Origin of the sequence: Phycicoccus sp. Root101 (assembly GCF_001426245.1) — a bacterium.
In the GTDB taxonomy this organism is placed as follows: domain Bacteria; phylum Actinomycetota; class Actinomycetes; order Actinomycetales; family Dermatophilaceae; genus Pedococcus.
Map to the genome: position 1 here is coordinate 192,825 of NZ_LMCM01000007.1, position 23,384 is coordinate 216,208.

Sequence of the window (23,384 nt, forward strand, 5' to 3'; positions counted from 1 at the left end):
GGAGAACTCCTGATGCGTGCTGCCGTCCTCAACCGTCCCGGCGTGGTCGAGGTGGTGCAGCGACCCGACCCGACCCCTGCGGCGGACGAGGTCCTGGTGCGCGTCCACGCGGTCGGCGTCTGCGGGTCCGACACCCACTACTTCGACCACGGCCGGATCGGGCGGTTCGTCGTGGAGTCACCGCTCGTCCTCGGCCACGAGACGTCCGGTGTGGTCGAGGCGGTCGGTGCCGACGTGGACCCCTCACGGGTCGGCCAGCGGGTCTCCCTCGAGCCCGGGGTGCCGTGCCGGGCGTGCGAGCAGTGCCTCGCCGGGCGCTACAACCTGTGCCCCGACATGGTCTTCCACGCCACTCCCCCGGTCGACGGGTCGCTGGCGGAGCTGGTGGCGATCCACCACGCCTTCGCCCACCCTGTCCCGGACAGCGTGAGCGACGAGGCCGCCGCCCTGCTCGAACCGCTGTCCGTCGGCGTCTGGGCCTGCCACAAGGGCGGGGTCGGTCCGGGTTCCCGCGTCCTGGTCACCGGGGCCGGCCCGATCGGCCTGGTCTGCGTCCAGGTGGCCAGGGCGTCCGGCGCGAGCGAGATCGTCGTCGCCGACCTCAACCCGGACCGCCTCGCGGTCGCGAGGCAGCTGGGTGCCACCCGCACCATCAGCTCGGGGTCGGAGTCCGTCGCCGACGGGTATGCCGCGGGGCCGGCTCCCGAGGTCCTGCTCGAGTGCTCGGGGCACCCCGGCGCCACGGCGGACGGCATCCGCGCCCTGGCCCCCGCGGGCCGTGCGGTCCTCGTCGGCATGGGCGGCGACGAGATCACCCTGCCGCTGTCGACGATCCAGGAGCGCGAGCTCGTCGTGACCGGGACGTTCCGCTACGCCGGCACCTGGCCGACCGCCATCGCCTTGGCAGCCTCCGGGCAGGTGGACCTCGAACGCCTCGTCACCGGCAGGTTCGCGCTCGAGGACACCGCTGCCGCCCTGACCGCCGCCCGCGACACCGCGGGTGCCATCAAGTCGGTCATCGACCCGCGGCCGACGGCCCGGTCCGCCGCCGACCCCGCCGAGGCCGCAGGTGGCCCGCGTGGCTGACGGCGGACGCACCCTCGTCGCCGGGGTCGACTCCTCGACGCAGTCCACCAAGGTCGTCGTCTGCGACGCCGCGACCGGGGAAATCGTCCGCTCCGGGCGTGCACCCCACCCGGACGGGACCTCCATCCACCCCGACCGGTGGTGGGAGGCCTTCACGGCCGCCACGGCCGACGGGCTGCTGGACGACGTGGCGGCGATCGCCGTCGGGGGTCAGCAGCACGGCATGTGCGCACTCGACGAGTCGGGGGCAGTGGTGCGAGATGCGTTGCTGTGGAACGACACCCGCTCGGCCCAGGCTGCTCGAGACCTCACCGACGAGCTGGGCGGGGCGCAGGAGTGGGTGCGACGCACCGGCTTGGCCCTGGTGCCCAGCTTCACCGTGACCAAGGTCCGCTGGCTGGCCGACAACGAACCGGAGAACGCCGCACGCGTCCACGACGTCGTCCTCCCGCACGACTGGCTGACCGCCCAGATCCTCAAGCAGGGCAACGGTTTCGAGCGCTACACCACCGACCGCGGGGACGCGTCCGGCACCGGCTACTTCTCCAGCACCTCCGACTCGTACCTGTCCGACCTGCAGGAGCTCGCCCTCGGACGGGTCTTCGGTGTCCCGGCGGTGCTGGGTCCGCACGAGGTCGCGGGTCGCACCGACAGCGGGATGGTGGTCGGTCCCGGCACGGGCGACAACGCCGGCGCGGCCCTGGGCCTGGGCCTGCGCACGGGTGACGTCGTGGTGTCGCTCGGCACGAGCGGAGCGGTCTTCGCGGACGCCGACCGGCCGGTGGCCGACCCCAACGGGCTCATCGCCTCCTTCGCGAGCGCCTCGGGCGGCCACCTGCCCCTGATGGCCACGCTCAACGCGGCCCGGGTGCTCACGGCCGCCGCCCAGCTGCTCGACACCGACCTGCAGGGCCTGGATCGGCTTGCCCTCGCCGCCGAGCCGGGGGCGGGGGGCCTGACCCTGCTGCCGTACCTCGACGGCGAGCGCAGCCCGAGCCTCCCGGACGCCACCGGCACCCTGGCCGGTCTGACCCGCTCGAACGCCACCCCCGAGAACCTCGCCCGGGCCGCTGTCGAGGGCATGCTCGCCAACCTCGTCGCCGGGGTGTCCGACGTGCGCAGGCTCGGCCTGCCGGTCGAGCGCATCGTGCTGATCGGTGGCGCCTCGGCCTCCGGCGCCGTCCGGGCGGTGGCCCCCGGCCTGTTCGGGGTGCCGGTGGCCATCCCCGAGCCGGGCGAGTACGTCGGCCTCGGCGCCGCCTGTCAGGCTGCGTGGGTGCTCGCGGGTGGGGAGCGTCCCCCCGCCTGGGAGGTCCGGTACGAGACGACGCTCGAGCCGCCGGCCGGTGACGAAGGAGCCGCGGTCCTGGAGCGTTACGCCGCGCTGCTGGCGACGGTGCACGGCGCCTGAGCCGTCGCGCCCTGCTCGCCGGTCCCGCGGTGCAGGCCGGCACCGCGGCGACGGGTCCTGCGCGCCAGGTGCTCGGCAGCGACGAGCACCACGAGCGCTCCGACGGTCAGGGCCGCCCCGTCCCAGAGGGTGGAGGTGTAGCCCAGCCCTGCGGTGATGGTCACGCCGCCCAGCCAGGCACCGGCGGCGTTCCCCACGTTGAAGGCCGCGATGTTGGCCCCGCTGGCCAGGGTCGGTGCCGAGCCGGCATACGTCATGATCCGCATCTGCAGCCCCGGGACGGTGGCGAACCCGAACGTGCCCATGAGCACCAGGCTGACCACGGCCATGACCGGGGACGACGCGGTCGCGGCGAACACGCCCATGACGAGGGCGAGCGCCCCGAGCACCACGGTGAGGGTGACCGGGACCGACCTGTCGGCCGCGCGGCCACCGGCCCAGTTGCCGGCGAACAGCCCCAGCCCGAACAGGACCAGCAACCACGGCACGGTCGCCGAGGCGAACCCGCTGACCTGCGTGAGCGTGTAGGCGATGTAGGTGAACGCCCCGAACATCCCACCGAACCCGAGGACGGTCACGAGCAGCGACAGCCAGACCTGCCCGGACCGGAATGCCCCGAGCTCGTGGCGCAGGCCGGGCTCGTCGGCGGAGACCGGCTGGGACGGGACCAGCGTCGCCATGCCGACCAGGGCGATGACACCGATCACGGTGATGGCCCAGAACGTCGAGCGCCACCCCAGCTGCTGTCCGAGCAGGGTGCCGAGCGGGACGCCCAGGACGTTGGCGGTCGTCAGCCCCGCGAACATCATCGCGATCGCACCGGCCTTCTTCTCCGGCACGACGAGACCGGCGGCGACGACCGCACCGATGCCGAAGAAGGCGCCGTGGGTCAGGGCGGCCAGGATGCGGCCGAGCAGCATCACCTCGTAGGTTCCCGCGAGCGCGGAGACGAGGTTGCCGGCGATGAACAGCACCATCAGGGCGGTGAGCACGTGCTTGCGGTTGAAGCGGGTGACGGCGGCGGTGAGGCCGATCGCGCCGACCGCGACGGACAGGGCGTAGCCGGAGATGAGCCAGCCGGCGGTGGCCTCGTCGACGGCGAAGTCGGTTGCCACCTGCGGGAGCAGCCCGGCGATGACGAACTCGGTGAGTCCGATGCCGAAGCCGCCGAGGGCGAGGGCCAGGAGGGCGATGGGCATGGGTGCGGGTCCTTCGGGTCGGGGAGGGAGCGAGCCATGGCGGTGCTGACATCGCGGACTGGTATGCCGCGTGTGCAACTACCAGCGCATGCACCAAGTTAGTTGCACACGCGCGTTATTGCAAAAGCGGGTTACGATGGACGCATGGGAATCGCCGACGACGCCGTCGAGGTCCGCGCCCAGGGCTGGCGCACGCTGGCCGCCCTGCACGGCCACATCGAGGGCGCCCTGGAGCGGGAGCTGACCACGACGCACGCGCTGTCCGTCGTGGAGTTCACCGTGCTCGACGCGCTGTCGCGCCAGGACGGGTGGCACATGCGGATGTCGCAGCTGGCCCGAGCCGCAGCACTGTCCAACAGCGCCACCACCCGCCTCGTCAACCGCCTCGAGGACCGCGGGCTGATCACGCGCATTCTGTGCGCCGACGACCGACGGGGGATCTACACCGAGCTCACCCCGGCCGGGTCCGCCCTGTTGGACGACGCCCGGCCGACGCACCACCGGGTGCTCGAGCAGGCCCTGGAGTCGGCCGCCGAGGTGCCCGAGCTCGCTCCGCTCGTCGACTCGCTCCACCGCCTGCCCAGCACCGTCGGCGCCTGAGCAGCGAAACCCCTTGCCGCGTCGCGCGGCACGCGGTGAGGATGGCGGGCATGAGCTACCCACCCCCGCTCTACGACGGCGAGACCGGTGAGGTCAGTGCGACCGTGCGCGCGACGGACTCCGGGCCGGAGCTGACCTACCCCAACGGCAACCGCGTGCACTACCTCTCGACGGGGGCGTCGACCGGCGGGCTCTTCGGGCTGTACCGCTGGGAGTTCGCGCCCGGGCGCAGCGGACCCGGCGCCCACTTCCACCGCACCCTGACCGAGTCCTTCTACATCCTCTCCGGCGAGGTGACGATCTACGACGGGACCGCCTGGCGGGTCACCCGCCCCGGCGACTACCTCCACGTCCGGGCGGGTGGGTTGCACGGCTTCCGGAACGAGTCCGGCGCCGAGGCGTCGATGCTGCTGCACTTCGCGCCCGGAGCCCCGCGCGAGGCCTACTTCGAGGGCCTGGCCCGGGTCGCGGCCGGCGAGACGATGACCGAGGCCGAGCGGGACGAGTTCATGCGCCACCACGACAACCACTGGGTCGAGGACTGACCGACCCGGTCAGGCCGACGAAGGCGCCTCGAGCAGGGCGGACAGCTGCAGCCGCAGGGCCAGCCGCACGACCGGGTCGTCGAGGTCGAGCCCGGCGAGGTCGGCGATGCGGTTCATCCGGTAGCGCAGCGTGTTGGGGTGCACGTGGATCGACCGGGCGGCGCGTCCCGGCGCCCCCGGGTGGTCCAGCCAGGCGGCGAGCGTCAGCAGGTGGTCGCTGGAGTGCTCACGGTCATGGTCCGCGAGCATCGCGAGCGGCCCGAGGACGTCGCCGTCCCTCAGCGACGCGCAGGCCCGGGCCACGGTCACCCGGGCCCAGACGTCCTCGTGGACCGTCGACGCCGTGGCCGCGTCGGTCGAGGAACCGACGACTCGCTCGACCTCCAGGGCCTCGGCCTTGGAGCGCTCGAGCTCCGCGACGGCATGCGCCGCCCTACCCGCTCGGGCCGTCAGCTCCAGGGACTCCCCCCGGGCCCGGTCGACCACGGCCGTGAGCCACCCCCAGGTCCCCGGCAGCAGGGGGTCCTCGCTGTCGCGCACCACGGCATACGCCCGGCCGTCGAGGTCGGCGAGCAGCGGCTGGTTCCAGGCGTGCCGACGGGACACCGACTCCCAGAGGTCGAGCAGGCGCGCAGCGCCGCCCTCACCGCCGAGGCAGACCACCCGCCACGGACCCGGAGGCAGCCACGAGTCGGCGCCCACGGTGCTGCCGGACAGGACGCCGCGCAGGCGGTCGGCCGCGACCCGACGGGAGAGGTCCGCCTGCGCCCGCAGGCGCAGGAGGTGGAGGGCGACCACCGACGACGTCTGGACCAGCTCGGCGACGAGGTCGGCCGGGGGGCGCTCCTCGACCACGGCCCAGATCGACCCCAACCACTCACCACCGGCACGGACGGGCACGACGAGCCGGGGCAGCAGTCCGTTCGGGTCGGCAGGCACGAAGACGGGCTCGTCCGAGCGGGCGAGCCGGCGGAAGACACCGCGGGCCCGCAGGCTCGCCAGCACCTCGTCGGGCACCCGGCGCCCGACGATCGTGGAGACGCGGGCGGGGTCGGTCATGTCCTGGCGCGAGGAGTAGGCCAGGACCCGGGACTGGGCGTCCTCGATGGTCACGGGGGCGTCGACCAGGGCCGCGGCGGCGTCGGCGAGTGCGAAGAGGTCGTCCTGCACCGGCGCGTCCCCGCGGCGGTCGCCCGCAGTGGTCGAGGCCCGGTCGATGACGCCCCGGAGCAACCACACGACGTGCGCCCACGACGCCTGCTCGGCCAGCCCCACGAGCGCCAGGCCGGCACGCCGCGCCCGGTCACGGACCTGACGGCGGGCGGCGAGGTTGCGGCGCAGGACGAGGCCGCCCGCCCCGGCCGCCGACGCGGCGTCGACCAGCGCGACCGCCGCCTCCACCGTCTCGACCCCCACGCCGAGCACCAGGTCGCCGGGCTGGCCGACGACCCCGTGCCCGGGCTCGGCGATGGTGAGGTCGTCCACCTCGCCATGGGAGGGGTCGACCCCCAGGGTGAGGAGACCGGCCAGCGTGGCGGTGAGGTCGGCGATGCTGAGCACGCCTCCACTGTCCCATGCCGTTGTACCCGCAGCACAAGATCGGCCCAAGGATCTGTGCCGCCCACCCAGTGCGAGGGCACCCCGCCGGCACGAGCATCGATGCATGGCCTCCTCTCGCCCCGTCACCGCAGCCGGTCTCCCCGTCCCCCAGCGCGTCGCCGTCGTCGGCGCGGGCATGGTCGGCCTGTCCACCGCCTGGTTCCTCCAGGAGCACGGCGTGGAGGTGACCGTCCTCGACCGCGAGGGTGTTGCCGCCGGGTCGTCGTGGGGCAACGCCGGCTGGCTGACGCCGGGCATCGCGACGCCGCTGCCCGAGCCCGCGGTCCTCAAGTACGGCATCCGCGCCGTCCTGTCGCCGTCCTCGCCGGTCTACGTGCCGCCGAGCGCCGACCCCAAGTTCCTCAAGTTCGTCACCGGCTTCACGAAGAACTCGACGATGAAGGCCTGGAAGAAGGCCATGGGCTCGCTCGTGCCTGTCAACGACCTGTCGCTGGAGAGCTTCGACCTGCTCAAGGCCGGCGGCGTGCAGGCCGACACCCGCGAGGCGAAGTCCTTCCTCGCGTCGTACCGCACCGAGGCCGAGCGGGTGACCCTGCTCGAGGAGATCGAGCACATCCACGCAGCGGGTCAGGCCATCGAGTTCGAGGCGCTCACCGGCGACCAGGCCCGTGCCATCGAGCCAAGCCTCTCCGACGAGATCGGCGCGGCCATCCTGCTCAAGGGCCAGCGCTTCGTCGACCCCGGTTCCTACGTCCACGCGCTCGCCGACTCGGTGCGGGCCCGCGGCGGCAAGATCATGGACGCCGCCACGGTCGCCGACATCCGCGACACGGGCAACGGCGTCGTCGTGACGACGGCCGAGGGCTCGGTCGAGGAGTTCGACGCAGCGGTCCTGGCGACCGGCGCGTGGCTCGGCAAGCTCGCCCGCAAGTTCGGCGTCAAGAACGTCGTCCAGGCCGGCCGCGGGTACTCCTTCTCCGTCGAGATCGACCACGTTCCCAACGGCCCGGTCTACTTCCCGGCCCAGCGCGTCGCCTGCACGCCCATCGGCGACCGCCTGCGCGTCGCGGGGATGATGGAGTTCCGCAAGCCCGAGGCCGCCCTCGACCAGCGCCGCATCCAGGCCATCGCCGACGCTGCCCGCCCGCTGCTGCGCGGCGCCAACCTCGACGACCGCCAGGACGAGTGGGTCGGCTCGCGCCCCTGCACCGTCGACGGCCTGCCGCTCATCGGCGCCACCAAGTCGCCGCGCGTCTTCGCCGCCGGCGGCCACGGCATGTGGGGCATCACCCTGGGCCCGGTCACCGGCCGCCTGCTCGCCCAGGCCATGGTCACCGGCAAGCAGGTCGACCAGCTCCGCCCGTTCGACCCCATGCGCTGAGTCCCGGCCACGCACCACCCACGCTTCCGCGAAACGCCGGTTGCGCGGCACACCTCGGGTTGTCGTCCCGCGGATTGCCCCGCAACCGGCGTTTCGTCGTGTCGGACCGAGCCCGTGGGAGCATGTGGCCCGTTGCAGAGATACCATAGGGGGGTATGGTGTGGGGCATGAGCATGAGCGACGGTCACCCGGGCTACCACTCCGAGAAGGCGAACCACCTCAAGCGGTTGCGCCGCATCGAGGGACAGGTCCGAGGGCTCCAGCGCATGGTCGAGGAGGACCAGTACTGCATCGACATCCTCACCCAGGTGTCGGCGGCCACGAAGGCGCTGCAGTCGTTCTCGCTCGAGCTGCTCGAGGAGCACCTGTCGCACTGCGTCGTCGACGCCGCCAGGAAGGGCGGGCCGGAGGCGCAGGAGAAGGTGCGCGAGGCGTCCGACGCCATCGCCCGCCTCGTCCGCTCCTGACCCCAGCGCGGCCCCGCGCCGCCCATCCCCACCCCATCCCGATCCCGAGGAGAACCCCATGAGCACCCAGACCTTCGACGTCGTCGGCATGACCTGCGGCCACTGCGCCAGCGCCGTCACCGAGGAGCTCAAGGCCCTCGACGGGGTCAACGACGTGCAGGTCGCCCTCGTCGCCGGCGGGACGTCCGCAGTGACGGTCGCGGCCGACCGCGAGCTCACCCCGGCTGAGGTGACGTCCGCCCTCGACGAGGCGGGCGACTACAGCCTGGCGCAGTGAACACGGCGACCCGGGTCGGCGCGTTCGGCGCGGGACTCGCGATCGTGTTCGCGGCGGCACTGGGCACCGGTCGCCTCGTCGGCCCGTTCGACACCGCCACCGCGCCGGCGGCCCACGCCGACATGGCGGGCGACCACGGGACCGACGACCATGGCAGCGAACACGGCTCGTCGACGACCGCGGTGACGCCGGTCGGGTTGAGCGCCACCGACCGGGGGTACCGCCTCGTCCCGGATGCCACGACCGTCGCGCCCACCACGAACGCCCGGGTGACCTTCCGGATCCTCGGCCCCGATGGGCAGCCGGTCACCCACTTCACCACCGCGCACGAGAAGCAGCTCCACCTCATCGTCGTGCGCCGCGACCTGTCCGGGTTCCAGCACGTGCACCCGACGATGGCGGCCGACGGCACCTGGTCGGTCACCGTCGACCTGAGCCGGCCGGGACAGTGGCGCCTGCTCGCCGACTTCGACCCCGCGGGCGTCACCCCCGGCCTCGTGCTGGGCACCGACCTCGCCGTCCCCGGCCGCTACGCACCGGTGGCCCTCCCCGAGCCGGCCCCGACGACCTCGGTGGGCGACTTCACGCTGCGGACCGTGGGCAACCTCTCCCCGGGCAGGAGCCAGCCGGTGGCCTTCACGATCGCGCGGACCGCCGGTGGGACGCTCGCGCTCGAGCCGTACCTGGGTGCCTGTGGGCACCTCGTGGTGCTGCGCGAGGGCGACCTCGCCTACGCGCACGCCCACGCGTCCACCGACCCCACCCCGGTGGCCGGTGGCGCTGCCGCGCTCGGCTTCCAGGTCGAGGCACCCGGGCCGGGCCGCTACCGGATGTTCCTTGACTTCAAGGTCGCTGGCGCCGTCCACACCGCCGCCTTCACCCTCGACGCCGCAGGAGCGACACCGTGACCGACACGACCAACGCCCCCACGAGCGCCGTCGACCTCGTCATCGGCGGTATGACGTGCGCCTCCTGCGCGACGCGGATCGAGAAGAAGCTCAACAAGATCGACGGCGTCACGGCCACCGTCAACTACAGCACCGAGAAGGCCAGGGTCACCTTCCCCGACACCGTCACCGCGGCCGACCTCGTCGCCACCGTCGAGAAGACCGGCTACACCGCCGAGCTCCCCCCGGAGCCGACGGTCGGGGCCGAGGCGGGCGACCCGCCACACCCCGACGTCGATCCGACCGCGGCGCTGAGGCAACGCCTGCTCGTGTCGGTGCTCCTGGCGGTGCCGGTCGTCGCGCTGGCGATGGTGCCGGCGTGGCAGTTCCGCTACTGGCAGTGGGCCTCCCTCGTGCTCGCTGCCCCCGTCGTCGTGTGGGGCGGGCTCCCCTTCCACCGCGCGGCCTGGACCAACCTGCGTCACGGCGCGACCACGATGGACACCCTCGTCTCGGTCGGGACGATGGCCGCGTTCGGGTGGTCGCTGTACGCGTTGTTCCTCGGGACCGCGGGCGAGCCGGGCATGACGCACCCGTTCAGCTTCGCCATCGAACGCACCGACGGCGCGGGCAACATCTACCTCGAGGCGGCGGCGGGTGTGACCGCGTTCCTCCTCGCCGGACGGTATGCGGAGGCGCGCGCCAAGCGTCGCTCCGGCGCTGCCCTGCGGGCGCTGCTGGAGATGGGCGCCAAGGACGTCTCGGTGCTCCGCGGTCAGGGCCAGGCGGCCACCGAGGTGCGGGTCCCGGTGTCGGAGCTCGTGGTCGGGACGCGGTTCGTCGTGCGCCCCGGCGAGAAGGTCGCCACCGACGGCGAGGTCGAGGAGGGCACCTCCGCCGTCGACGCGTCGATGGTCACCGGCGAGTCCGTACCCGTGGAGGTCGGGCCGGGCAGCCGCGTGGTCGGCGCCACCGTCAACGCCGGCGGACGGCTCGTCGTCCGGGCGACCCGCGTCGGTGCCGACACCCAGCTGGCCCAGATGGCTCGTCTCGTCGAGGACGCCCAGAACGGCAAGGCCCAGGTGCAGCGGCTCGCCGACCGGGTGTCCGGGGTGTTCGTCCCGGTCGTCATCGTGCTGGCCGTCGCGACACTGGGTTTCTGGGTGGGGACCGGGGCGGGGTGGAGCGCTGCCTTCACGGCCGCGGTCGCCGTCCTCATCATCGCCTGCCCGTGCGCCCTCGGGCTGGCGACGCCGACCGCCCTCATGGTCGGCACGGGCCGCGGCGCCCAGCTCGGCATCCTCATCAAGGGACCCGAGGTGCTGGAGTCCACCCGTCGCGTCGACACGGTCGTGCTCGACAAGACGGGCACCGTGACCACCGGGCGCATGACGCTCGACGAGGTCGTTCCCGCGACCGGCGAGGACGCAGCCGAGGTGCTGCGCCTGGCCGGCGCGCTCGAGGACGCCTCCGAGCACCCGGTGGCACGAGCCGTGGCCGCCGCGGCCCGGCAGGTCCTCGACGCGACGGGCGGGGCGTTGCCCGGCGTCGAGGACTTCGCCAACGAGCAGGGGCTCGGGGTCCGGGGCCAGGTCGAGGGCCGGGTGGTCCTCGTGGGCCGTCCGCGGCTGCTGGCCGACTGGTCGGTGGCGGTGCCCACCGAGCTCACCGACGCCCTGGCCGCGGCCCACGCCCGGGGGGCGACGGCGGTCGTCGTCGCCTGGGACGGCCGGGCCCGGGGAGTGGTCACGGTCGCCGACACCGTCAAGGAGGGTTCGGTCGAAGCGGTGGCCGAGCTGCGCCGGCTCGGGCTCACCCCGGTCCTGCTCACCGGCGACAACGAGGGCGCGGCCAGGCACGTCGCCGAGCTGGTCGGCATCGACGACGTGCACGCCGAGGTCCTGCCCCAGGACAAGGTCGAGGTCGTCAGGGGGTTGCAGGACCAGGGTCGCGTCGTGGCCATGGTCGGCGACGGCGTCAACGACGCGGCTGCCCTGGCCCAGGCCGACCTCGGGCTGGCGATGGGTACCGGTACCGACGTGGCGATCGAGGCGAGCGACCTCACCCTCGTGCGGGGAGACCTGCGGGTCGCCGCCGACGCGATCCGCCTGGCCCGGCGGACGTTGTCGACGATCCGCGGCAACCTCTTCTGGGCGTTCGCCTACAACGTCGCCGCGATCCCGTTGGCGGCTGCCGGACTGCTCAGCCCGATGTTCGCGGGTGGGGCGATGGCGCTGTCGTCGGTCTTCGTCGTCACGAACAGCCTGCGCCTGCGCACCTTCCGCTGACCGGTCACCGCGTGGTGGCGTGGGCGACGCAGGTGCGGGCCGTCGGGCGCGCCTCGAGCCGGGCCTGCGGTATGGCGTCGCCGCACCGCTCGCAGATGCCGTACGTCCCGTCGTCGAGGCGGGCCTCGGCTGCAGCGATCTCGCGCAGGTGCGCCACCGCGGACGCGGCGAGGGCACTGGTCTGGGCCCGTTCGAACGCGATGGTCGCCCCCTCGGGGTCGTGCTCGTCGTCGGCGTTCGACCCCTCCGAGGCCTCGACGATGAGGGCGACGTCGGCCTCGAGGTCGCCGAGCCGGGCGAGCGTCGACTCCCGGTCGGCGGCGAGCAGCATGCGCGTCGTCGCGGCGCGAGCGTCGGAGGTCATCGCCCCAGCCTAGGAACCCCGTCCGACAACCCTGCCCACGACGGTGCACCCTGCCCGTGGAACGGCGTGGGCAGGGTGCACCTTCGTGGGCTGGGCGCGGCGGCCGGTCAGGCGGCGAGGGCGGACCGGCGACGCAGCGACCAGGCCAGCATCGACAGCCCGCCCACGGGGATCTCCATGCCGAACGTGAACGCCCGGTAGAGCAGCACGCCCGCGGCGGACATCGTCGGGTCGACCCCGAGCGTCACGAGCACCCCGGTCATCCCGATCTCGACCACCCCGGTGGCGCCGGGAGTGATGACGACCATAGACAGGATCCGCTCGACCGCGAACGCCGCCAGCACCACGGCCGGGCTCACCGCCGTGCCGAGCACCCGCAGGGACAGCCACAGCAACCCGGCCTGCAGCACCGCATAACCGACCTTGCCCAGCGCCATCCGCCACCATCCCGAGGCGACGAGTGCGGCACTGTCACGGCGGAAGGCGGCGGCCCGGACGGCATACCCCTCGGTCGGAGGGGTGAGGAACCGGACCCGGGCGCTCACCCGGTCGGCCAGCCGCCCGAGGAACGTCACGGCACGGTCGTCCCGCGCCAGCAGCCAGAGGGCGACGACGACGGCGGTGAGCAGCCCGAGGCCCACGTAGGCCGCTGTGCCCACCGCCCCGCCGGTCTCCACGCCTGCGGCGGCGAGCCAGAGGAGGGCGACGCCGGGGAGGGCGAGCTTGAGGGCCGTGTCGAAGAGATTGGTGACCAGGGCCCAGCGGGCGAACACCGGGGAGGCGAACCCCCACGAGCGGGCCATCCGCCAGTTGGCGACGGTGCCGGCGGCCCCGCCCAGGGGCAGGAGGTTGGAGACGAAGCTGCCGGTGAGGTTGAGCAGCAGGGCCCGGCGGTGCGAGAGGCCCGGCATGGCCGCCGTGAGGGCGGGCGTGTGCACCCAGAGGCCGACCAGCCAGACCACGGTGAGGAGCAGCAGGTGGGCCAGGGACAGCGACGCGAGCGCGTGGGCGATGTCGGCCCACTCGGCACCGGCCACCTTGGGGAGCGCCAGCGCGAGGATCCCGGTCGCGAGCGCACCGGAGAGGAGCAGCTTGGCGGCCCTCCCCCCGCCGCGACCGCCCCCCGGCGCACGGCGGGCGGTCTGGTCCCGCGGGGTCGCACGCCGCACGGGGGCGGTCGTCGCCGGCGGCGGGAGCAGTCCGAGGTGGAGGGCCATGGCTGGACTCTGGCGGTCCGGGGGGTGGCGCCGCATCGGGGCTCGTACCCAGATCGACCCCCACTGTGACCAGCCCACTCAGGGTCGACCCCGAGTCGACGACAGGCCCGGTCGGGCTAGTGCACGTGGTCCATCCAGTCGGGGGGGACGGCGCCGGCCGGTCCGGGCACGGGCTGCTCGAGCGGGTGGTGCTGGGGGTCCGCGAGCTGCGGGCCGGTGAACCCTGCCTCGGAGCGGAAGTCCCAGAACCAGTCCTCGCCCGGTTCGAACGACCGGATCACCGGGTGGCCGGTGGCCGCGAAGTGGTGGCTGGCGTGCTGGCTCGGTGAGCTGTCGCAGCACCCGATGTGGCCGCACCCGGCACAGCGACGCAGGTGCACCCACCAACCGCCGGCGGCCAGGCACTCGACACAGCCGGTGCCGCTCGGGGTGGCAGCGGGATCGATCCCGTCGGGCGCGGAACCGTCGGGGGACGTCTCGTCGGGGGTGGGTGCCATCGAAGACCTCCTGGCCGGGCCGGGTGGGTCGCGGTCACGGCCCGTCCGTCACGCTACTGCGGCCCGCCGCACTCGGCAGGGTGGTGGGGTCGCCGACGACCTACCGTTGAGGGCATGTCCCCGTTCAGCGGCCACCCCGAGCCCGATCCGGTCGGCCCCGGCCAGGAGTCCGTCTGGGCCTACCCCCGTCCGCCGCGCGTCGAGCCGTCCTCCGAGTCGGTCGAGGTGTGGGTCGGTGGCGAGCGCATCGCGCTCGCGACGCGGTCGTGGCGGGTCCTGGAGACGAGCCATCCACCGACGTACTACCTGCCGCGCGAGGCCTTCGTCGACGGCGCCCTGCGTCCGGCCGAGGGGTCGTCGTACTGCGAGTGGAAGGGCATGGCGTCCTACCTGGACCTCCTCGGCGGTGGCCGGGTCGCGCCCCGCGCGGGGTGGTTCTACCCGACCCCGACCCGGGGGTTCGAGGTGCTCGCGGGGGCGGTGGCCGTGATGCCCGGGGCGGTCGACCGCTGCGTCGTCGACGACGAGGTCGTCCGCCCCCAGGAGGGGGGCTTCTACGGCGGTTGGATCACCGACCGTGTCGTCGGTCCGTTCAAGGGACGGCCGGGCAGCTGGGGCTGGTGACCACGCGACCAGCGCGGGTGCTGCCTCAGCCGTCGATCCTCGCCCGGAGCCGGTCGACCGCCTCCTGAGCCGTATGGCGCGCCGCCTCGGCCGCCTTGCGGGCCCGCACCGCGTCGGTCACGGCCTCGAGCGCGCGCTCGTCGGCCTCTCGCGCCTTGGCCAGCTGGCGTTCGACGACGGCGATGCGGTCCCTCGTGTCGTCGGCGTGCTCGCGGGCGCGTGCCACCGCGTCCTCGGCCGCGGCGTGGGCCGCACCGGCCGCCTCCAGCTCTGCCTCGGCCCGCGCCAACGACTCGGCCGCGCCGGCACCGTCCTCGGTCTCGTCGTCGGCCTCGCCGCTCGCATCGGTGTCCCCGGCGGCGGTGGTGTCCTCGCCGTCCGGGCCGGTTCCACGCCCGGCGGTGGCACCGGCGCCGGGGGCGTTGCGCACCACCGACAAGATCGATCCGGAGGAGGTGCGCACGACCGCCTCGGACAGGTCGACCTCGCCGAACCCGCTGTAGGACAACGCCCTCGTGAGCTGCCCCGACGTCACGGCAGCGGAGGCCTCCTCGTCCGCGAGGGCGGCGATGACCGTGCCACGGACGTCGTCCTGGGCCGCTGCCGACAACGTCCGTCCGGCGTCCGACACGAGGGCGGCCGCCGCCGCGACGAAGCCGGTGACGACACGGTCGCGCTCGGGTCGCAGGGAGGTCAGGGTCGCGGTGTCGAGGCGGGCCTGCGCCCCCCTCATGCGGACCCCGAGGTCGACGAGCTCCTCGACGAGGTCGGGGTCCTCCCGGGCGAGCAGGTTGACCGCCCACGCAGCCATGCTCGGCTTGCGCAGCGCGCCGATCGCCTTGGCCCCCACGGTGTCCCCGTCGGCCCTGGCCGCGGCGGTGAGCTCTTTCCGGACGGCCATGAAGTCCGTGGGGCTGGCGGCGTAGACCGAGCGCAAGGCCGCCGCGAGGTGCGCGGAGGCGTCCTCGGTGAGGTCGTCGGAGGAGTGCGAGTCGGGCACGACGGTGACGCTACGCCATACCTCCGGACGCCGGCCGGGCACGACGACGCCGGCGGGCACGACGACGCCGGCGGGCACGACGTCGAGGCAGATCGCCCGCGGCGGACCGATGACTTCCGCCGCCCTCGCCGGTCCAATGGTCGAGGGCGGGCACCGGGCCTGCCGGGACACCAGGAGCCAGCCATGCCTCGCCAGTACCCGTGCCTGTGGTTCGACACCGACGCCGAAGCCGCCGCCGAGTTCTACACCTCGGTCTTCCCGAACTCGCGGGTCGGCACCATCGCCCGCTACCCGGCCGGCTCCGGCGAGCGCGAGGGACAGGTGCTCACCGTCGCCTTCGAGCTCGACGGCGTCCCCTACCTCGCCCTCAACGGCGGCCCCGAGTTCACGTTCAGCGAGGCCATCTCGATCACCATCGAGGTCAAGGACCAGCAGGAGCTCGACCGCTACTGGGAGGCGTTGCTCGCCGACGGTGGCGAGGAGAGCATGTGCGGCTGGCTCAAGGACAGGTTCGGGTTGTCGTGGCAGGTGGTCCCGGAGAACTGGGACGAGATCGCCAGCGGTGACCCCGAGCGCGCCGGCAAGGTGTTCGGCGCGATGATGACGATGAAGCGGCTGGACATCGCCGCGCTCGAGGCGGCCGGCAACAGCTGATCCCGGCGCGCGCACCCCCGCGACCCACGCCACCAGCGGACCGCGGATGGCGGACGGCGGATGGCGGACGGCGGACGGCGCTAGTCGGCCGTGCTCAGGTGGACCATGGCGTCGTAGAGCTGCGCGTCCGTCATCGGCGGTTCGGGCAGGGGGTGGGCGCGATCGGCGCGGTAGGCGTCGAGCATGAGGTGGAGGTGTCGTCGCCACGCCTGCGGAGCGGTCGTCCGCGTGGCGTCGATCATCCGGCCGTTCGACCAGATCAGGTTGACGATGTCGGCCTGCGTGATGTCGGGGCGCGCCTCACCCGCGTCCTGGGCGCGGGTGAGCACGTCCTCGATGTGCTGGCACATCTCGTCGTGGATGCGCTCGGTCTCGGCGTTGCCGGGGAAGCGGCGCGAGAGGAAGTCGTTGAACCCCCGGTCACCGGCCTGCACCCGGAACAGGTTCTCCAGGTAGTAGGCGAACCCGTCCCAGGGGTCGTCGATCTCCAGGGCCGCGGTGGCACCGTCGAGGAACTCCCGGAGCCGGGGCTCGAGCGCCGCCATGAGCAGGTCCAGCCGCGTGGGGAAGTGGCGGTACAGCGTGCCGATGGCGACGCCGGCGTCCCGGGCGATCTGTTCCAGGGAGGCGTCCACGCCACGCTCGGCGAACTCGCGACGGGCGGCGGCGATGAGGCGGTCGTGACTCTCCTGGGCGTCGCGACGTCGGGCCGGACGCGCCTGGTCGACGTCGGTGGAGCTCACGTGGCCAACGTACCCCGGAATAACCTGAGGCACCCCTCCGGTTGTAGCCCATAACCGGAGGGGTGCCTCAGCTTGGCGCTCCGACGGACCACGGATCCGGACCCACCAAGGAGCACCACGACATGACCAGCATCAGCATCATCGGCTCGGGCAACATGGCCGCCGCGATCGGCACGCGCGCGGCGAGGCACGGACACACCGTCGAGATCATGGCCCGCGACAGCGCCAGGGCACAGGCCCTCGCAGAGCAGATCGGCAACGGGGCCACCGTCGGCTCGTATGGCGCACGACCGGCCGGTGACATCGTCGTCGTCGCCGTCCTCTTCGCCGGAGCGGTGGACGTGGTCCGGCACTACGGCGAGGCGCTGGCCGGCAAGGTCCTCGTAGACATCACGAACCCCTTCAACGCCGACGCGAGCGGGCTGGCGACCACGGCCGGCCACTCGGTGTCCGAGCAGATGGCCGCCGTCGCCCCCGAGGGCGCGCACGTGGTCAAGGCCTTCAACACCATCTTCGGCGGGGTCCTGGCCGCCGACGAGCCGGTGGACCTGCTGTTCGCCGGGGACGGCGCCGAGGCCAGGAGCGCCGTCGCCGCCTTCCTCGAGAGCCTGGGACTGCGACCCCGCGATGCAGGGGAGCTCGACATGGCGCACGCCCTCGAGTGGGCCGGCCTCATGCTGGTGGGAGTCGCCCGCAACGGTGGCGGCTTCGACATCGCCCTCGGGGCCGGCACGCCCTGAGCTCCTCGCGGACGCGCCGCCTCGACCTCCCCGCAGAGGGAGTCCTAGGCGGCGCGGCCGGCGCCTAGCTCGCGGGTGATGCCCTCGACCGTCTCGTCGCCGAGCTTCTCGAACACCCGCTGCATCAAGGGCTCGGCCAGCTTGGCGATGCCGTTGAAGACGATGTGGGCGTGGTAGGTGACCTTGGAGCCTGACCCGTCGGGCTCGACGGTGATGTCGTCGGTGGAGGTTGCCGTCTTGTTCGTCCCCTTGAGGACCACGTGGTCGGGCTCGAGGGTGGTCAGCACGTAGTCGAGCTCGGTCTCGCGGCCCAGGACCTTCGAGGTGTTCTTCCACGTCGACCCGACCTGCACCGGCCCGCTGCCGACCCGCTCGCACCGCACCGTCCCGGGGTCCCAGGCGACGGCGTTGGAGAAGTCGCTGAGGTAGGCCACGACCTCCTGGGGAGAACGGGGGACGGAGAACATGCGGATGACATCGACCATGGTTCGACGCTAACCCGGATGAAACCCCGGTGCCCTGTCGAAGCCCCGCCGCTACGGTGGCGAAGATGGACGCAGCGCCCCGGTCGACCTACCTGGCCGAGCGGATCCGCCGCGAGTTCGGCGTGGACGTGGACCGGCTGGTGCCCGTCGGTCTGGGCGGCGACACCGGCGCCGACCTCGTGCGCGTGGTGGCCACCGACGGCAGCGAGTACGCGGCGAAGACCAGTCGCGGCCCCCAGCCCGGGCTCGCGGTCGCGGCCCTCCTCGCGGGTCGCGGCGTGCCCGGCGTCCCGGGCCCGGTGCCCACCCGGGACGGCACCCTGGTCTCGGTCGCGCACGACGACGGATCGAGGCTCAGCCTCGTGCCCTGGGTGCACGGCCGCCGGGTCCTCGACACCGGTATGGCGCCGCGCGAGTGGGTGCTCCTCGGCGAGCTCCTCGGCCGGCTGCACACCGTCCCCCTGTCCCCGAGCGCACCAGGACCCGGGTCGGCGCTCGCCAGCGTGCCGGTCGAGGACCATGACCCGCGTCGGGTGGTGGCGCAGGCCACGGGCTTCGGCGAAGTGGTCCGCCGCGCTGCGCTCGACGGTCCCGGCGACCCGGTCGTCGTCGAGGTTGTCGAGCTCTGGGACACCCACGGTCCGCGGGTCCTGGCCGTCGCCCACAGGGCCACCGAGCTGGCCGCCTCCCCCGCGTGGACCAACGCCCTCCGCGTCCTCTGCCACGGCGACCCGCACCACGGCAACCTGCTCGTCGACGGGAGCGGCCAGGTCCACCTGGTCGACTGGGACGACGCGGTGCTCGCGCCGAGGGAGGCGGACCTGATGTTCGTCGTGGGCGGCGTCTTCTCCCACGCGCCCATCACCGACGAACAGGTCCGGTGGTTCTTCCAGGGGTACTCACCCGTGACGGGGACCGTACCCGGCGACCTGGACGGTGACCTGTTGACCTACCTGCGCTGCGTGCGCAGCCTGGTCGACGTCCTCGACCTGCTCGAGCACGCCCTGGCCGTCGGCACCCATCCCGTGCCTGATCGGCAGGAGTCCGTCCGGTACGCCCGGGGAACCCTCGGGCCGGGCGGACTCCTGCCGCTCGCCCTGGGCTGACTCCGGAGCGGCCGGGGTCGCCGCGCGAGGGACGACCCTGCCGCTCTGGGACGATGGGCGGGTGAAATCCCACGACCAGCTCACCGACCTCCCGCCGGACTGGTCGACGCGGGTGCCCTCCTCCACCGACGTCCCTGCACTGGTGCGCCTCGTCGCCCGCCACCACGAGGCGACACGGGGGGCCAGCTCGGTGGACGAGACCACCGTGGCCCTCGAGGTCGCCGGTCACGCCTCGTGGACCCGGCGCCAGCTGCTGGTCGTCGACGAGCAGGGCGAGGTGCGCGCCTGGGTCCGGGTGCACGACCGGGCTGCCGGACGCACCGTCGTCGACCTCACGGTGGACCCAGGGGTCGAGGAACGCCACGCGGTGGCGGCCGCATTGTTCGCGTGGTCGGAGCAGACGGCCCTCGACATCGCCGGCCAACGGGGCCTCGCCGGCACGCAGCTGGACTCCGGCCGCCACGTCGGCGACGACGACCAGGCACGCTGGCTGGCCGCGGCGGCATACACGAAGGTCCGGACCTGGCTGCAGATGTCGCGGCCCGTCGCGGCGGCGGAGGCCGGGGAGGGCGTCCTGTCCGCGCCGAAGGAGGGGGTGACGGTGCGACGCGTCGCCACCCACGAGAACGGCCTGCCCGTGGCAGGGGACCTGCAGACGGTGCACCAGATGCTCGAGGAGTCGTTCGCCGACCACTTCAACTCCTACCGCGAGAGCTTCCCCGAGTTCGTCCAGCGGCTCCGCGAGGACCCCGGGCACCGCTGGGACCACTGGTGGATCGCGGAGGTGGAGACGGACGGGGTCGTCCTGCCCGGTGGGGCGATCGTCAGCTCGGTGCTGTCGGCCGACGCGAGTGGCGTGGAGGGGAGCTACATCGACTACATCGGGGTGCATCGTCGGTCCCGAGGGCGCGGGGTGGCGAAGGCGTTGCTGCACACCGTGATCCGCGATGCTGCCGAACGTGGGCGCAACCGCGTCAACCTCGAGGTGGATGCGGACTCCCCCACCGGGGCCGACGGGCTCTACGTCTCGATGGGCTGGGAGACGAGCTACCGCACGGAGTCCTGGCACCGCGACGTCACGCTTGCCGACTGACCCACCGTCGACGAGGTCGGAGGGAGGCGCGCAGTCAGGCAGCCAGCCCCATGAGACGGGCCCCGTTGTGCCACAACACCTTGCGCATCCAGTCGTCCCCGAACCCGAGACGGTCCAACGCCTCGATCTGGTGCGCGTACGGGTACGGGATCTGGGGGAAGTCCGAGCCCAGGACGACCTTGTCGCCCAGGGCGGCAAGGCGGGGCAGGTAGTCGTCCGGCATCGGGGCGAAGCGGTTGGTGAAGTCTGTGCCGACCATCGTCGTGTCGAGGTGGACCCGGTCGTGGTTCTCGGCGAGGTCGGCGAACGCGTGGTACTCCGACATGCCCAGGTGCGCGATGACCAGCGCGAGGTCCGGGTGCCTGCGCAGGAGCTCGGCCACGGCCCCCGGACCGGTGAACTCCCCTGCCAGGGGGGCCGACCCGGCGTGGAGCACGATCGGGACACCCGCCTCGGCGAGCACGCCCCAGGCGTCGTCGAGGAGCGGGTCGAGCGGGCTGAACCGGCCGACCTGCACGTGCAGCTTGAACAGCCTCGCACCGGCCGCCAGGGCAGACCGCACCTCGTCCGCCGCACCCGGCTCGGGGAAGAAGGTCGCGCTGTGGACGGCGTCCGGGACCCGCTCGGCGAACTCCGTGCCCCACGCGTTGAGCCACGCCGCCATCCCGGTCCTGTGGGCATAGTTGAGGGCCGGGATCCCCTTCAGCCCCAGGGAACGCAGGGCCTGCAGTCGGCCCGGCTCGTCCTGGCGGTAGGTGATCGGCCACGGCGTGCCGTAGTGCTCCTCGGCGTGGTCGAAGTAGTCCCAGACCTTGCGCAGCATGGGGTCCGGCATGAAGTGCACGTGGATGTCGGCCAGACCGGGCAGGCCCAGCGCGCGCCAGTAGGCAGGGACGTCCTCGTCACGGGTGGGCGCGGTGGGGGCCTCGGTCACCCGCCCACCGTACGAGCCGCCGGCGGCAGCAGCGCGGCGTCCCCCTCGGACCAGCGCCGGGGGTCGGGGCCGAGCGCCTCGAGCAGGCGCAGCTGCCGAGCACACCACGGCGACACGGCGCGCAGGCCGAACCGCACCTCCTCGCAGACCTCGTGCCACCCCACCCACGTGGCCTCGTGCACCTCGCTCGCATCGAGCCGCAACCGCTCTCCGGGTGCCAGCCACGCGGCATACACGGGGCAGAGCTCGTGCTCGACGACACCATCCATCTCCGCGCGGTAGCCGAACCCGGGCAGCACGAGACGGACACCGGTGACGATGGCACCGAGCTCCTGGAGCGCGCGACGGCGCACCGCTTCGGCGAGGTCCTCGCCGGGCGCCGGGTGACCGCAGACGGAGTTCGTCCAGATGCCGGGGAAGGTGGGCTTGTCGAGGGCGCGCCGGGTCAGCAGGAGGTGCCCGTCGCTGCCGAAGACGTAGGCGGAGAAGGCCAGGTGCAGGGGCGTGTCGGCGGTGTGGACGGTGGCCTTCGGGGCGGTCCCGACGGCCCGGCCCTCGTCGTCCAGCAGGACGACGAGCTCCTCCATCGTCGAGTCCGTGGTCGACGTCGGTCGGGACGCGCCCGTGGTCATCGCACCCTCCCGAGCTCGTGCACGGCCCCGACGAAGACCGGCCGCAGCGCCGCGGCGGCAGGGACGATCGCCCGCCGCACCCAGGCCGGACGCGTCGCCTGGACGAGTCCCTGCGTGAGCACCGTGTAGCGCCAGCTCGCTCGTCGCCAGCCGCGTTCGTACTGCTGCGGGTCCCTCGCGCAGACGGCGGCCACCGCTTCGGCCGCCTGGGCGATGCCCAACGAGATCCCTTCTCCCGTCAGGGCGTCCACGTAGCCGCTCGCGTCCCCCACGAGGAGCACGCGGCCCGCGACGCGTCGGCGGGACCGCTGGCGCAGGGGGCCGGCACCGCGCAGGTCGCTGCCGTAGCCGGTGGCGCCGCCGAGGCGTTCCAAGAGGGCGGGGAACTGCTCGAGGAGCGCGTCGTACCCGGCTCGGCTGCGGGTCAGCAGCGCGACCCCGACCAGGTCCGGCGCCACCGGGGTGACGTACGCCTCGGCCGTCGGCCCCCAGTGCACCTCGACGTGGTCGGACCACGGGGCGATGGCGTGGTGGCGGCGCAGCCCGAACCTCGCCGGTCCACGTGCCGGGGCGTCGAGACCGAGGGCGCGACGCACCGGTGAGTGCAGCCCGTCCGCCGCGAGGACGTATGCCGCCCGGACCGGCTCCCCCGCACGGCCCCCCTCGCGGGTGGCGACGGTGACCGCGTCGCCGTCCTGGGCGAGGTCGCCAGCGGCCACCCGTCGGACCTCGACCCCGGCCTCGTGCACGGCGTCGTCGAGGGCGGCGTGGAGCGTCGTCCGGCGGACGCCACGACCCGCGCCGTCACGGAAGTCGGCCTGGGCCTGGCGTTTACCTGCGAGGTAGCGGATCCCCGTGAGCGGCAGCCCCTGCGGGTCCACCCCGAGCGAGGCGAGCGCGGCGACCGCACCCGGCATCAGCCCCTCGCCGCAGGCCTTGTCGATGGGTCCGCAACGGGGCTCCAGCACCATGACGGACCGTCCGTGACGAGCCGCCTGGAGGGCTGCCGCGAGCCCCACGGGGCCGCCCCCGATGACGGCGACGTCGACCTCGGCCGTCATGGCGTGCCCACCGCCACGTCGAGGTCCGCGAGGGCGCGCTCCTCGGCGCGCAACCGCACGGTCAGCAACGCTGCGTTGGCGATCGTGAACACGACTGCCGTGACCCAGGCCGTGTGGACCAGCGGCAGCGCGACTCCCTCGACGACGACGGCGACGTAGTTGGGGTGGGAGAAGAAGCGGTACGGACCGCCCGTCACCCGCCCGGCGCCCGGCACGACGATGACGCGGGTGTTCCACTGGTGGCCGAGGGTCCGGATGCACCACCACCGCAACGCCTGGCAGGCGGCGACCACCACGAGCATCGGCCAGCCCAGGGCGGCGTGGAACGGGCGGTCCGCGACGAGCACCTCGACCAGGGCCCCCACGAGCAGCGCCGAGTGCAGCACCACCATGACCGGGTAGTGGCCGAACCCGGTCTCCCGCCCGCCGCGGGCGAAGGCCCAGGCGGCGTTCCGCTTGGAGACGACCAGCTCGGCGAGCCGCTCGAGGCTGACGACGAGGACGAGTGCGACGAAGAGGGCGACGGACACCGG

26 protein-coding genes are annotated in these 23,384 nt (G+C 73.5%); 14 read left to right on the forward strand and 12 right to left on the reverse strand.

What is annotated here, in order from left to right; all coding sequences use genetic code 11:
- Window positions 1-12: 12 nt before the first annotated feature.
- Both ASC58_RS11580 and ASC58_RS11585 read left to right on the forward strand, forming a co-directional pair.
- Window positions 13-1,086, forward strand: coding sequence for an NAD(P)-dependent alcohol dehydrogenase (locus ASC58_RS11580; protein WP_056919399.1), 1,074 nt, complete (start codon window positions 13-15; stop codon window positions 1,084-1,086).
- Window positions 1,079-2,497 (forward strand): xylulokinase, encoded by a 1,419-nt coding sequence (locus tag ASC58_RS11585; RefSeq protein ID WP_056919400.1) that lies wholly within the window; start codon window positions 1,079-1,081, stop codon window positions 2,495-2,497. The genes ASC58_RS11580 and ASC58_RS11585 overlap by 8 nt, the downstream gene beginning before the upstream one ends.
- Here ASC58_RS11585 and ASC58_RS11590 read toward each other — a convergent pair.
- Window positions 2,461-3,696: an MFS transporter gene (locus ASC58_RS11590; protein WP_082553229.1), complete on the reverse strand. Its 1,236-nt coding sequence runs from the start codon at window positions 3,694-3,696 to the stop codon at window positions 2,461-2,463. The genes ASC58_RS11585 and ASC58_RS11590 overlap by 37 nt on opposite strands.
- A gap of 144 nt (window positions 3,697-3,840) precedes the next feature.
- Here ASC58_RS11590 and ASC58_RS11595 point away from each other — a divergent pair, with 144 nt between their 5' ends.
- A complete protein-coding gene (locus tag ASC58_RS11595) occupies window positions 3,841-4,296 on the forward strand; it encodes a MarR family winged helix-turn-helix transcriptional regulator (RefSeq protein WP_056916196.1) in 456 nt (151 codons plus the stop codon).
- A 50-nt stretch (window positions 4,297-4,346) separates the two neighbouring features.
- A complete protein-coding gene (locus ASC58_RS11600) occupies window positions 4,347-4,841 on the forward strand; it encodes a cupin domain-containing protein (RefSeq protein ID WP_056919401.1) in 495 nt (164 codons plus the stop codon).
- Window positions 4,842-4,850: 9 nt separating this feature from the next.
- On the opposite strand, the gene ASC58_RS11605 is transcribed toward ASC58_RS11600, so the two are convergent.
- The gene (locus tag ASC58_RS11605; RefSeq protein ID WP_056919402.1) at window positions 4,851-6,401 is read right to left on the reverse strand and encodes a CdaR family transcriptional regulator; all 1,551 of its coding nucleotides are present in this window, start codon (window positions 6,399-6,401) and stop codon (window positions 4,851-4,853) included.
- A gap of 103 nt (window positions 6,402-6,504) precedes the next feature.
- On the opposite strand from ASC58_RS11605, the gene ASC58_RS11610 reads away from it, so the two are divergent.
- The 5 genes from ASC58_RS11610 to ASC58_RS11630 all read left to right on the forward strand — a co-directional run bounded on the left by ASC58_RS11610 (window position 6,505) and on the right by ASC58_RS11630 (window position 11,701).
- Entirely contained in the window at window positions 6,505-7,782 is a 1,278-nt protein-coding gene (locus ASC58_RS11610) for an FAD-binding oxidoreductase (RefSeq protein WP_056916193.1), read from the forward strand.
- 173 nt (window positions 7,783-7,955) lie between these two features.
- Window positions 7,956-8,249 (forward strand): metal-sensitive transcriptional regulator, encoded by a 294-nt coding sequence (locus tag ASC58_RS11615; RefSeq protein WP_304438306.1) that lies wholly within the window; start codon window positions 7,956-7,958, stop codon window positions 8,247-8,249.
- A gap of 58 nt (window positions 8,250-8,307) precedes the next feature.
- Entirely contained in the window at window positions 8,308-8,526 is a 219-nt protein-coding gene (locus tag ASC58_RS11620) for a heavy-metal-associated domain-containing protein (protein ID WP_056916191.1), read from the forward strand.
- Window positions 8,523-9,434: a hypothetical protein gene (locus ASC58_RS11625; protein ID WP_056919403.1), complete on the forward strand. Its 912-nt coding sequence runs from the start codon at window positions 8,523-8,525 to the stop codon at window positions 9,432-9,434. The genes ASC58_RS11620 and ASC58_RS11625 overlap by 4 nt, the downstream gene beginning before the upstream one ends.
- A gap of 50 nt (window positions 9,435-9,484) precedes the next feature.
- Window positions 9,485-11,701, forward strand: coding sequence for a cation-translocating P-type ATPase (locus tag ASC58_RS11630; protein WP_157598488.1), 2,217 nt, complete (start codon window positions 9,485-9,487; stop codon window positions 11,699-11,701).
- Window positions 11,702-11,705: 4 nt separating this feature from the next.
- Here ASC58_RS11630 and ASC58_RS11635 read toward each other — a convergent pair whose 3' ends face one another.
- The 3 genes from ASC58_RS11635 to ASC58_RS11645 all read right to left on the reverse strand — a co-directional run bounded on the left by ASC58_RS11635 (window position 11,706) and on the right by ASC58_RS11645 (window position 13,779).
- Window positions 11,706-12,065 (reverse strand): TraR/DksA C4-type zinc finger protein, encoded by a 360-nt coding sequence (locus ASC58_RS11635; RefSeq protein WP_056916188.1) that lies wholly within the window; start codon window positions 12,063-12,065, stop codon window positions 11,706-11,708.
- 107 nt (window positions 12,066-12,172) lie between these two features.
- The gene (locus ASC58_RS11640) at window positions 12,173-13,282 is read right to left on the reverse strand and encodes a lysylphosphatidylglycerol synthase transmembrane domain-containing protein (RefSeq protein ID WP_056919405.1); all 1,110 of its coding nucleotides are present in this window, start codon (window positions 13,280-13,282) and stop codon (window positions 12,173-12,175) included.
- A gap of 116 nt (window positions 13,283-13,398) precedes the next feature.
- Window positions 13,399-13,779, reverse strand: a complete 381-nt coding sequence (locus ASC58_RS11645) for a UBP-type zinc finger domain-containing protein (protein WP_056916186.1) — start codon at window positions 13,777-13,779, stop codon at window positions 13,399-13,401.
- Window positions 13,780-13,893: 114 nt separating this feature from the next.
- Here ASC58_RS11645 and ASC58_RS11650 point away from each other — a divergent pair, with 114 nt between their 5' ends.
- Complete coding sequence (locus ASC58_RS11650) at window positions 13,894-14,403, forward strand: DUF427 domain-containing protein (RefSeq protein WP_056916185.1); 510 nt, start codon at window positions 13,894-13,896, stop codon at window positions 14,401-14,403.
- A gap of 25 nt (window positions 14,404-14,428) precedes the next feature.
- Here ASC58_RS11650 and ASC58_RS11655 read toward each other — a convergent pair whose 3' ends face one another.
- Window positions 14,429-15,481: a hypothetical protein gene (locus tag ASC58_RS11655; RefSeq protein WP_056916184.1), complete on the reverse strand. Its 1,053-nt coding sequence runs from the start codon at window positions 15,479-15,481 to the stop codon at window positions 14,429-14,431.
- A gap of 105 nt (window positions 15,482-15,586) precedes the next feature.
- On the opposite strand from ASC58_RS11655, the gene ASC58_RS11660 reads away from it, so the two are divergent.
- Window positions 15,587-16,057: a VOC family protein gene (locus ASC58_RS11660; protein ID WP_056916183.1), complete on the forward strand. Its 471-nt coding sequence runs from the start codon at window positions 15,587-15,589 to the stop codon at window positions 16,055-16,057.
- Between the two features lie 80 nt (window positions 16,058-16,137).
- Here ASC58_RS11660 and ASC58_RS11665 read toward each other — a convergent pair whose 3' ends face one another.
- Window positions 16,138-16,800, reverse strand: coding sequence for a TetR/AcrR family transcriptional regulator (locus tag ASC58_RS11665; RefSeq protein WP_056916182.1), 663 nt, complete (start codon window positions 16,798-16,800; stop codon window positions 16,138-16,140).
- A 122-nt stretch (window positions 16,801-16,922) separates the two neighbouring features.
- Here ASC58_RS11665 and ASC58_RS11670 point away from each other — a divergent pair, with 122 nt between their 5' ends.
- Window positions 16,923-17,540: an NADPH-dependent F420 reductase gene (locus tag ASC58_RS11670; RefSeq protein WP_056916181.1), complete on the forward strand. Its 618-nt coding sequence runs from the start codon at window positions 16,923-16,925 to the stop codon at window positions 17,538-17,540.
- Between the two features lie 44 nt (window positions 17,541-17,584).
- Here the strand turns inward: ASC58_RS11670 and ASC58_RS11675 are convergent, their stop codons facing one another.
- Window positions 17,585-18,025 (reverse strand): SRPBCC family protein, encoded by a 441-nt coding sequence (locus ASC58_RS11675; protein WP_056916180.1) that lies wholly within the window; start codon window positions 18,023-18,025, stop codon window positions 17,585-17,587.
- A gap of 65 nt (window positions 18,026-18,090) precedes the next feature.
- On the opposite strand from ASC58_RS11675, the gene ASC58_RS11680 reads away from it, so the two are divergent.
- Both ASC58_RS11680 and ASC58_RS11685 read left to right on the forward strand, forming a co-directional pair.
- Window positions 18,091-19,131: a phosphotransferase gene (locus ASC58_RS11680; protein WP_056919406.1), complete on the forward strand. Its 1,041-nt coding sequence runs from the start codon at window positions 18,091-18,093 to the stop codon at window positions 19,129-19,131.
- A 61-nt stretch (window positions 19,132-19,192) separates the two neighbouring features.
- Complete coding sequence (locus tag ASC58_RS11685; RefSeq protein WP_056916178.1) at window positions 19,193-20,224, forward strand: GNAT family N-acetyltransferase; 1,032 nt, start codon at window positions 19,193-19,195, stop codon at window positions 20,222-20,224.
- 34 nt (window positions 20,225-20,258) lie between these two features.
- Here the strand turns inward: ASC58_RS11685 and ASC58_RS11690 are convergent, their stop codons facing one another.
- From ASC58_RS11690 to ASC58_RS11705, 4 genes are read right to left on the reverse strand one after another with little or no spacing between them, the layout of a single operon-like run.
- A complete protein-coding gene (locus ASC58_RS11690) occupies window positions 20,259-21,158 on the reverse strand; it encodes an amidohydrolase family protein (RefSeq protein WP_056916177.1) in 900 nt (299 codons plus the stop codon).
- Window positions 21,155-21,790 carry an isopentenyl-diphosphate Delta-isomerase gene (idi, locus tag ASC58_RS11695; RefSeq protein ID WP_235529204.1) on the reverse strand — a complete coding sequence of 212 codons (636 nt, stop codon included), beginning with the start codon at window positions 21,788-21,790 and terminating at the stop codon, window positions 21,155-21,157. The genes ASC58_RS11690 and idi overlap by 4 nt, the downstream gene beginning before the upstream one ends.
- Entirely contained in the window at window positions 21,787-22,851 is a 1,065-nt protein-coding gene (locus ASC58_RS11700; RefSeq protein WP_056916176.1) for an NAD(P)/FAD-dependent oxidoreductase, read from the reverse strand. The genes idi and ASC58_RS11700 overlap by 4 nt, the downstream gene beginning before the upstream one ends.
- Window positions 22,848-23,381, reverse strand: a complete 534-nt coding sequence (locus tag ASC58_RS11705; RefSeq protein WP_056916175.1) for an isoprenylcysteine carboxyl methyltransferase family protein — start codon at window positions 23,379-23,381, stop codon at window positions 22,848-22,850. Before ASC58_RS11705 ends, ASC58_RS11700 begins: the two co-directional genes overlap by 4 nt.
- Between the last annotated feature and the right edge of the window lie 3 nt (window positions 23,382-23,384).

Excerpts from the sequence above, each read along its gene's own strand:
- ASC58_RS11595 (WP_056916196.1), top strand. The coding sequence starts at position 3,841 with ATGGGAATCGCCGACGACGCCGTCGAGGTCCGCGCCCAGGGCTGGCGC.
- ASC58_RS11640 (WP_056919405.1), bottom strand. The coding sequence starts at position 13,282 with ATGGCCCTCCACCTCGGACTGCTCCCGCCGCCGGCGACGACCGCCCCC.
- ASC58_RS11600 (WP_056919401.1), top strand. The coding sequence starts at position 4,347 with ATGAGCTACCCACCCCCGCTCTACGACGGCGAGACCGGTGAGGTCAGT.
- ASC58_RS11590 (WP_082553229.1), bottom strand. The coding sequence starts at position 3,696 with ATGCCCATCGCCCTCCTGGCCCTCGCCCTCGGCGGCTTCGGCATCGGA.
- ASC58_RS11675 (WP_056916180.1), bottom strand. The coding sequence starts at position 18,025 with ATGGTCGATGTCATCCGCATGTTCTCCGTCCCCCGTTCTCCCCAGGAG.
- ASC58_RS11635 (WP_056916188.1), bottom strand. The coding sequence starts at position 12,065 with ATGACCTCCGACGCTCGCGCCGCGACGACGCGCATGCTGCTCGCCGCC.
- ASC58_RS11580 (WP_056919399.1), top strand. The coding sequence starts at position 13 with ATGCGTGCTGCCGTCCTCAACCGTCCCGGCGTGGTCGAGGTGGTGCAG.
- ASC58_RS11645 (WP_056916186.1), bottom strand. The coding sequence starts at position 13,779 with ATGGCACCCACCCCCGACGAGACGTCCCCCGACGGTTCCGCGCCCGAC.
- ASC58_RS11630 (WP_157598488.1), top strand. The coding sequence starts at position 9,485 with ATGACGTGCGCCTCCTGCGCGACGCGGATCGAGAAGAAGCTCAACAAG.
- ASC58_RS11670 (WP_056916181.1), top strand. The coding sequence starts at position 16,923 with ATGACCAGCATCAGCATCATCGGCTCGGGCAACATGGCCGCCGCGATC.
- ASC58_RS11650 (WP_056916185.1), top strand. The coding sequence starts at position 13,894 with ATGTCCCCGTTCAGCGGCCACCCCGAGCCCGATCCGGTCGGCCCCGGC.
- ASC58_RS11700 (WP_056916176.1), bottom strand. The coding sequence starts at position 22,851 with ATGACGGCCGAGGTCGACGTCGCCGTCATCGGGGGCGGCCCCGTGGGG.
- ASC58_RS11680 (WP_056919406.1), top strand. The coding sequence starts at position 18,091 with ATGGACGCAGCGCCCCGGTCGACCTACCTGGCCGAGCGGATCCGCCGC.
- ASC58_RS11610 (WP_056916193.1), top strand. The coding sequence starts at position 6,505 with ATGGCCTCCTCTCGCCCCGTCACCGCAGCCGGTCTCCCCGTCCCCCAG.
- ASC58_RS11660 (WP_056916183.1), top strand. The coding sequence starts at position 15,587 with ATGCCTCGCCAGTACCCGTGCCTGTGGTTCGACACCGACGCCGAAGCC.
- ASC58_RS11615 (WP_304438306.1), top strand. The coding sequence starts at position 7,956 with ATGAGCGACGGTCACCCGGGCTACCACTCCGAGAAGGCGAACCACCTC.
- ASC58_RS11620 (WP_056916191.1), top strand. The coding sequence starts at position 8,308 with ATGAGCACCCAGACCTTCGACGTCGTCGGCATGACCTGCGGCCACTGC.
- idi (WP_235529204.1), bottom strand. The coding sequence starts at position 21,790 with ATGACCACGGGCGCGTCCCGACCGACGTCGACCACGGACTCGACGATG.